Annotated in this window: 8 protein-coding genes and 1 pseudogene; 1 reads left to right on the top strand and 8 read right to left on the bottom strand. The window is 48.2% G+C overall.

Annotation, left to right across the window (positions count from 1 at the left end):
• Both Q0Y65_RS15050 and Q0Y65_RS15045 read right to left on the bottom strand, forming a co-directional pair.
• A pseudogene (locus Q0Y65_RS15050) lies at nt 1-1,131 on the bottom strand (hypothetical protein); the annotation flags it as partial.
• 174 nt (nt 1,132-1,305) lie between these two features.
• On the bottom strand, nt 1,306-1,731 hold the full coding sequence (locus tag Q0Y65_RS15045; RefSeq protein ID WP_297961625.1) for a VanZ family protein: 426 nt from the start codon (nt 1,729-1,731) through the stop codon (nt 1,306-1,308).
• A 312-nt stretch (nt 1,732-2,043) separates the two neighbouring features.
• Between Q0Y65_RS15045 and Q0Y65_RS15040 the strand changes: the two genes are divergently transcribed.
• Nucleotides 2,044-2,664, top strand: a complete 621-nt coding sequence (locus Q0Y65_RS15040) for an MBL fold metallo-hydrolase (protein ID WP_297960675.1) — start codon at nt 2,044-2,046, stop codon at nt 2,662-2,664.
• A gap of 62 nt (nt 2,665-2,726) precedes the next feature.
• Here the strand turns inward: Q0Y65_RS15040 and Q0Y65_RS15035 are convergent, their stop codons facing one another.
• From Q0Y65_RS15035 to Q0Y65_RS15010, 6 genes are all read right to left on the bottom strand, one after another.
• Nucleotides 2,727-3,644 (bottom strand): CorA family divalent cation transporter, encoded by a 918-nt coding sequence (locus Q0Y65_RS15035; protein ID WP_297960678.1) that lies wholly within the window; start codon nt 3,642-3,644, stop codon nt 2,727-2,729.
• 122 nt (nt 3,645-3,766) lie between these two features.
• On the bottom strand, nt 3,767-4,690 hold the full coding sequence (locus tag Q0Y65_RS15030; protein ID WP_297960681.1) for a DUF4846 domain-containing protein: 924 nt from the start codon (nt 4,688-4,690) through the stop codon (nt 3,767-3,769).
• Nucleotides 4,691-4,795: 105 nt separating this feature from the next.
• The gene (locus Q0Y65_RS15025) at nt 4,796-5,596 is read right to left on the bottom strand and encodes an ABC transporter permease subunit (protein WP_297960684.1); all 801 of its coding nucleotides are present in this window, start codon (nt 5,594-5,596) and stop codon (nt 4,796-4,798) included.
• 26 nt (nt 5,597-5,622) lie between these two features.
• Nucleotides 5,623-6,360: an ABC transporter permease gene (locus Q0Y65_RS15020; protein WP_297960688.1), complete on the bottom strand. Its 738-nt coding sequence runs from the start codon at nt 6,358-6,360 to the stop codon at nt 5,623-5,625.
• Nucleotides 6,353-7,081, bottom strand: a complete 729-nt coding sequence (locus Q0Y65_RS15015) for an ABC transporter ATP-binding protein (protein WP_297960691.1) — start codon at nt 7,079-7,081, stop codon at nt 6,353-6,355. The genes Q0Y65_RS15020 and Q0Y65_RS15015 overlap by 8 nt, the downstream gene beginning before the upstream one ends.
• Nucleotides 7,078-8,256 (bottom strand): metalloprotease, encoded by a 1,179-nt coding sequence (locus Q0Y65_RS15010; protein ID WP_297960694.1) that lies wholly within the window; start codon nt 8,254-8,256, stop codon nt 7,078-7,080. The genes Q0Y65_RS15015 and Q0Y65_RS15010 overlap by 4 nt, the downstream gene beginning before the upstream one ends.
• Nucleotides 8,257-8,267: the final 11 nt, after the last annotated feature.

Below are 8,267 nucleotides of genomic sequence, written 5' to 3'. Positions count from 1 at the left end.
AATCAGGAACGGGAGCAGTCTGGTTTCTCGGTAGATTTTCATTTCGGCCGCCGCGCTGATATAGCTCAAGGTCAGGCCGGTGAGGAACGCGATGCCCCAGCCCTTTTGCTTATAAATCAGGGCGGCGATCAGCGAGATCACCGTAAATGAGCCGAATGCGAGTGCAATCAGCCATGGATTTCCGGCGCCGGAGAGACCTTCGCCGAGCAGCTTCAGATAGCCCGCTGCCCAGACGGAAATCGGCAGGAATGCTGCACCGAGCGTGAAAAAGGCCATGCTGGTGCGATTGAGCTTAAAGATGCGCTTCGCGAGTGCCGAGGTACCGAAGAAGAGGCCGCTGCCTGCTGCGAGTGTGGCAAGCCGGCCGCCGTCGGTGAGCTTGCCCCAGGTTGTGCGGACAAAGATCAGTCCGGCGAAGATGACCAGCAGCACGCCGACCGAAAGCATCAGCGTGATCGCAGAGATGCGGTTCGGCAGCTGCGGCACGGCGGGTACGGGCTGCGGCGGATTCGGGACAGGCGGCTGTGACTGCGGGGGCGTAACAGAATCGGCGGCCGGTGCAGATACAGCTTCTTGTTCTGCGGATTCAGAATCCTTCGTGATGATGATTTCGCCGGTCTGATTCGGTGTATCAGTCTGCGAAATGATAATCTCGCCGGTCTGATTCGATGCATCAGTCTGCGGAAGGATGATCTCGCCGGTCTGATTCGGTTTATCAGCCTGCGGGACGATGATCTCGCCAAGCTGTTCTGCGGCAGATGCAGGCGGAGCTGATGCTGCGGGCTGCGCACCGGTAATTTCTGTCTCAGCAATTTGTGCAGCACGCGCCGCGGCGGCAGAGAGCGCATCTTCCGGCGGGACGGCCTGAATCAGCGGCGGGCTGCTCGGCTGTAAGAGCGGCGGGGCAGCGGACTGCGGAAGCGAAACGGTCCCCTCCGGGAGCGCAGGCGGTTTTTGCGCCGGAATTTGCAGCCCGGCCTGTGTCAGTTCATCCGGAAGAATGCGGTGCTGTTCGAGCAGCTGCTGCAAAAGCTTCTTTTGTTTTTGTGCTTTATTGCGGTTCATCAACCATAAAATCGTCAGGGGAATCGGGGCAATGACCCAGATCACGCCGATGATGATCAATTCCATAGATCGAACACCTCCGTTGTCAGAATGCCAAGTGAATTGAATCAACTTTTATTATAACATACGGAAAAGAAAAATGCAAGTAAAAAGCCGCCCGATTCAAAGACAGATACCCATTTAGAAGTTTTGCCCCGAAGCATTTCAAAGTGTTTCGGGGCATTGTATTTTATCCGGTTACTAAGATAAATCAGAATTTGCGGCTTTTCGTATAGCAAATATGACACACGCCCCAATCATAACACCGCTCGTATTTAATATTATGTCATCAATATCTGTATGCCTTTCGGGACATAGCAATTGGGACAGCTCAATAAAGATAATAAAACAAATCCCTGCGAACATAGTTTTTTTGATATTATCAAGCTTGCGAAAACAGATAGGCCATACTATTCCTACAGGTATAAACATTGCTATGTTTCCGATAATATTGATAAGCCATCCATCATATCTGTCAAAGAGAAAAAAGAACGGGATTAAACTTATCATGTCAGACGGTGTCTTTGAAAATCCAATCGTTAGAGTACCTATTTTCCCGTCAACAAAATGTAACGGGAAGTATACAAATCTTGCAATAACTACAAGGCATATGTATACAAGAAGCATCTGAAGTTCGCGTTTTACCGAAAACTGCTTGAATCTGATCGCAATTATGAATCGCACAAGTATCCAAATGAGAGTTATAAAAATAAACATCTGTAGATAGGAAATCTCAATCATAGTCACTGCGTCATCCTTTCTTTAGCAGATAGCTTGATAAATTCCGATTTAGCTTAGTAACAATTATACCATAGCATCACTGCCGTGTCAATAAAAGCTCTATAATACACAGGTTTTATATGAACAACGAAAAATTGCTTGCTATCCACGCCGATCTATGCTATAATTGTAGAAAAATACCGACAGGGAGGTCTCGCCATGCTTGATTTCATAACCATAAACGAACACAGCAGTATCCGCATCGACGAGGGAAAAATCATCTACTCCGACCCGTATAACATCATAGAAGCGACACACGACGCCGACATAATCCTCATCACACACAGCCACTTCGATCACTACTCCCCTGATGATATCCGCAAGGTGATGAAGTCGGACACTGTTATCGTCTGTCCGGACACTGTAAACGAGCCAAAGGAGCTTGGTCTGACCGTGAAGCAGGTGACCGCAGGCGAGGAGTTCGAAGTCTTCGGTGTCAGATTTGAGGCTGTTCCTGCGTACAACATCGGAAAGCCCTTCCACCCGCAGTCCAACGGCTGGCTGGGATATATCATCGACAGTCCCGACCAAGGACGCATCTATATCGCAGGCGATACGGATATCACTCCTGACAACAAGCAGGTAAAGTGCGAAATAGCGCTCATTCCTGCAGGAGGCACTTACACCACTGACGCTGCACAGGCCGCGGAGCTTGTGAATATTATCCGTCCGGAATATGCGATCCCGATACACTACGGAACAGTAGCAGGCAGTCCTGCTGACGGCGAGAAGTTCCGCAAGGCTGTTGACAGCAATATCGAGGTCGTTATCAAGCTGTAAAATGACTGCCTGGAATAGGTAATACAACAAATCGGGAACAGCTGAACTGTTCCCGATATTTTTTACAGCCACTTTTTCTTTTTGAAAAAGACAAGGCTGACGATCACAATTACAATGCTGACCGCGATAACGGCAGGATAAGCCCACTTGTATTCAAGCTCGGGCATATATCTGAAGTTCATGCCGTACCATCCTGCGATGAGGGTCAGCGGCATGAATATGGAAGTGATTATCGTCAGCAGAGCCATTATGCGGTTCTGCTTTATATCCAGCTGAGACTGGTAGAGGTCGCGTATCTGTATTGAAAAGTCGCGGAGTGAAGCGGTCATATCACGCAGTCTTGAAACACGCTGAGTAAACAGTCGGAAGTATCTTATGTTATCCTCGTTGAAGAAATCGTTCTCGTTTTCTTCGAGCTCCTCACCGAGGTCAATAAGCTGCTCATAATGGGTGCGCAGATCTCTGAGATCGCTCCTTATACGGCTGACTCTCTGGGAAGGATCCTTTTCCTCACCGTCAAGGATATTGGACTCTACAGTGTCAAGTTCCTTATCCACACGTTCAAGGATTATCCGGTCACGGGCAACTATCTGTTCGAGAAAGTCGTATATGAAACGTTCAAGGCTTGGCATAGTCCAGCGCTTGGAGCTTACGATATTGCCGATAATTTTGTCCACAAAGCCGCTGTCGTCAATAAAGACAATGCCCTTTTCGTCGAGAGCAAAGGCAAAATTGGTATTGGGAGCAGAAATACTGTTCCTGTCGGGGATAGAAAAGGTTCCCGTCAGGGAATCGTAGTTTACCTCCGCCTTTGTGGAATGTATAGCGGAAAGGTCTATGTCCATTTCGATACCCATATCGAACTTGTCCCTGCTCTCCAGCCATTCCACGGACGTAAGCACCGCAACGAACTGACCGCTTTTGCCTTTGAAGTCCAGCTTTTTCGCCTTTTCAAGCGTGTTTTTTATATAGTAATACATAGCTTTGCTCCTGTTATTCAAGATACTTCATTATAACACTGTATTGCAGAGATTGCAATATACAAAACAGTTCCTGCCGCAGTTAACGGACGGGAGCTTTCTTTTTGTATGGTTACGGAGCTTCAGAAGCCCTCCTTCCAGCGGCGGATATCCTCCTTTTTAAATCCGAATGTGCCGATCACAAATGAGTCCTTTTCAAGCTCCTCCTGTGTGAACCAGGGAGTGACCTCACTGCCCTCGGTCCTTGATAATATATGGAAGCACACCGCAGGGATAAAGCTCTGTCCGAAAAGATAGCATTTTTCACCCTTTTCATTTACTGCCTCGTCAACTACCATGACCACATGGGTATCGTTGCAGACGATATCTCCCACACGGAGCTCTTTTGCAGGAATGACCTCCGATTCCTTCTGAAGCGAAAGAGTGCCTGCATAACGCATTACCTCCTTGAGGTAGTTCATGTACTGCTGATGGCTGTCATCGGGAAGCGCCGCAGGTATCTCGCAGGAGATGTTTGCAAGAACCAGCATTCTTTTTCCCCTGCGCCAGCGGTCGTAGCTGCACTCGTCGCCGTTGGAGAACATGAATGATATCCTGTCAAGCTGGCCTGTCTCATAGAAATAATCGCTGTAAAGCCTTATTACGCTGTCTGCGCACTGCTGATAGCCCTCGTCTCCCAGACTGATGTCAAATACAGCGGCTGCATTTGAGTAATCCATAGCGGAGCCGTCATAAACAGGCAGCTTTATATCATCGGGAAGCAGCGGATATTTCCGCAGATACTCACTGAAGCTGCCCTCTGCGGCAGGGACACGTTCAAAGCCTTCGGGCGGAACTATCCTTGTCTCAAGAGACGTGCCCGCAGGCTCTACACAGCTTATGTCATAGAATCTGCCGGCAGGCTCCACAGTGAGCTCTGCGGCCTTCCATTTCGGGTTTGTGCGGATATAGACAGCGGTCAGCAACGCCGCAGTAAATATCAGCAGAAGCAGTATCCGTATGAGGCGCCCCCTGCCCTTCGGCTTTTCGGCTCCATTCTTTTTCATAGCTGTTTCCCCCTTCGCAAAAATCTGTTCTTTTCAGATTGTAACACGAAAAGGTGGTCATGTCAACAGAAAAGCGCCCCGCAGGCTGCGGAGCGCTCTCCTTTTTTATTCATAATACTCGTATCTGGAGGATATAAGTATCATTGCAGCTATACCTACAGCCACATATACCGCCGATACCGCGCAGCCCGTCAGGAGCTGATGATTGATGGCAGGTACATTGTCCGAGAATACAGACAGCGAGCCGATAGGTGAGAAGCGGCTGGTACCGGTAAGAGTATCCAGAACGCCCATAATGAACGTGAATACTATGCCGACAGCCATGATGATCTTTGAGCTTATCTTTATCTGCGATAAGAGCGCGATGAATACCGTTATTGCAAATGCGGGAACAACTGCCAGCAGCGTCATGCCCACTACCTCAAGGACAGTATCCATCGAAGCAGGTGCGCCGAAGAATATGGTTCCCACCACAAGTGAGAGCACAAGATTGAAGATGACCGTCATGAATATGGAGCATACCATGAATATGAGCTTGCCGAGTATAACAGTGTTTCTTTCAACGCCTGTGAGTATGGTGAACTTCATATTTCCGCTCTCTCTGTCATCGGAGAATACATTGACTGCTGTGATGACGATGAAGATAAGGAAGAATGAGAAGAAGCTCTTGTATATAAAGTCTGTCAGGAAAAGCTTCGAGAACTCAGCTCCGTCCATTGATCTGAGGGTGTCCTTCAGAGCCTCGGAGTAGGTCTGGGACTTGGGAAGCTCGTTTACCGTAATGTCCACCATGTCCTTGTATGCCGTTACGCCCAGCAGACACAGGCCGATGATGAGAAGGAACTCGAATATGAATATCTTTCCCTTGAAGAATTTCCTGAATTCGTTTTTAACTATCTTAGTCATATTATTACCGCCTTTCTATCATGTCCTCAGCTCCATATGTCCTTTTTTCTGAAAAAGACCATACCCGCAAGGTAAAGGATCACTGCATATGCCGCAAGCACCGCATAGGCCTCGGGCTTTTCGATGCCGAAATGGGACAGCGGACTGCAGCTGAGAAAATGTGTTGGTGACAGGAACGATTTTGTGCCTACGCTGTCAAACGCTATGGACAGCAGGAGCACTACTATCCCGCAGGCAAAGCTTTTCTGGAAATCGCCCAGAAAGATCGATGCCAGCACTGTGATTATGGTTATCGGTATGAGACCTGCTGCGGAAAGCAGATACATCTTCGCCATATCGGCTATTTCCTTTCCGCTTACCTGATCTGCTCCGTTTTTCAGTATGCTCACTGCGGAGAGCACCGCGAATGAGAGCACGGAAACTGCTGCGCACATTATCAGCAGGAAAAGACACTTGCTGATGTAGAACTGCGTCTTTGAGCATTTGCAGAGCATGAAGGTCTTTGTCATGCCGTTGGCATACTCGCTGCCCCATACAGAGGCTGCAAGCAGTATCATAAGCAGGGGGATAAAGAACTTGGGTATCACAAAGGTCGCATTGTAGATCATGAAATCCGTATACGACGCTTCCTTTATGCCGAAGCCCTTGGCGCTGAGCTCTATTGCAGATATTCCCAGACATATAAGCGTTACCACTGCAAAGCCTGCAAGGAACATACGGGAATTGTGCATTTTCCTGAATTCTATCTTTAACAGTTTAACCAATTTTATCAATCCCTAACGCTTTGATATAGTACTCTTCAAGAGTATTACAGCCTGCTTCGCTTACAAGCTTGTCAACAGGGCCGTAGGAAACTATCCTTCCCTTGTTAATGATTATGACTTTGTTGCACATTGCTGCGATCTCTCCCAGGATATGAGAGCAGATTATGAAGGTCACGTTCTGGGTCTCGGCAAGCTTCATGATGATCTGTCTGATCTCGATGATACCTACGGGATCAAGGCCGTTGGTGGGCTCGTCGAGAATTATGATCTCGGGCTTGTTGAGGAAGGCTCTTGCGATGCCGAGACGCTGCTTCATGCCCAGAGAGTATTTCTTTACCTTCTTGTTCTTGTCGTCCGTCAGGTGTACCAGTGCAAGGACCTCCTCGATCCTTGCCTTGTCTATGCCGTAAAGATCGGCGTAGAGCTCCAGGTTCTGATAGCCTGTCATATATCCGTAGAAGGCGGGAGCCTCTACCATGGCGCCTACCTTTGAAAGCGCCTCTGCTCTCGAATCAACTATGTTGTATCCGCAGAGCTCTACCTTGCCCTTGGTGGGCTTTACCAGTCCCAGCATCATCTTGATGGTGGTACTCTTGCCTGCACCGTTGGGGCCCAGGAAGCCAAGGATGTCTCCTTTGGCTACCGAAAAGCTTATATCATTGATGATATCTACCTTATTTATGGTCTTGCATAAATTCTTTACTTCGATTATATTATTCATATGCTTTCCCTCCTGATCTTCCTTGCTCTTACGAGCTTGACTGTGATTATCAGTGCTATGAGGAGCACATAATGCTTTACGCTCCAGAATGCACTTCCTATCCCGTTATCGAGGTTCTTCGCGAAGATACCCGCCATTGCCATTATTTCCTTCAGGAAGATATATCCCATAGCTATCACGCTGAGAAGGAAATAGAGCAGCTGTCCGGGCGTCATCTGAACGCTCTTGTTTCTTATACTGTTTCTTATTGAAGCAAACGACCTGCTCCTGAGATTGGGTATCTTGAGAAGGGTCGCCAGTACAAAATAACCATCAAGCGGCATCAACGGACAAAGATTTACTACGATGAATACCAGATTAACGTACCATAAATAATTCATTGCACTTACTGCAAATTCAGAAGCTCCGTTCTGATTGAGTATGATCGCCGAGATAAAGCCCGTACACAGGAGAAGGGCGTTCACCGTTACTCCTGCCAGCCATACGCTTATGCGTTCTCTCGGCCTGATCGTGTACAGTCCCGGAAGCTTTATATATACTATGGGACTGACATACAGATAAAGTGATACCGATATCTTCTGCGGGACTATCCCGTATTTCGACGCCGTTATGCCATGAGCGAATTCGTGCAGCATTATGCTTACGCCCATTATGAGCACTATGGTGATGATATTGCGCACATAGTGCCCCTCAAAGCCCAGCAGGCTCACCGACGAGACATATCTGCTGTTTACTGCTCCGAACACCACGGTGAATATCACAGCTGCCGCTGTCAGCAGGGCTGTGGGGAAGGCCAGATGAGACATGGCTCTGAAAAACGATCTCAGTCCCGTGATCCCGGTCTCAAACAGCTTGAGTCCGAGTGTCTCAAACTCGCTCCTTGACGGTGCGGACACATCCTTCTCCGCCAGAAGTCCTGCCTTTTCCAGTACGGAATACAGGTCCTCCGCGTTGATATTCGCACCCGTTTCCTTCTTTACCGTCTGTTCGATCTCCTCATACGAATGATTGCCGTCCATAAGGTCTATAGCCTGCATAACAGTATTCTTCTTGCTTTCATCCACCTCGATGAAGCGGTCCCTGCTGATGCTGCCTATAGCGAACTTATTCTCCTTGTTCTTATACTCATACAGAAGATAGGGACGGATATCATTAACAACACATGGCATTCCCATTGTCGTCCTCC

It is taken from the genome of uncultured Ruminococcus sp., assembly GCF_947301925.1.
GTDB lineage: Bacteria > Bacillota > Clostridia > Oscillospirales > Ruminococcaceae > Ruminococcus.
This window is presented reverse-complemented; position numbering and strand designations above follow the sequence as displayed.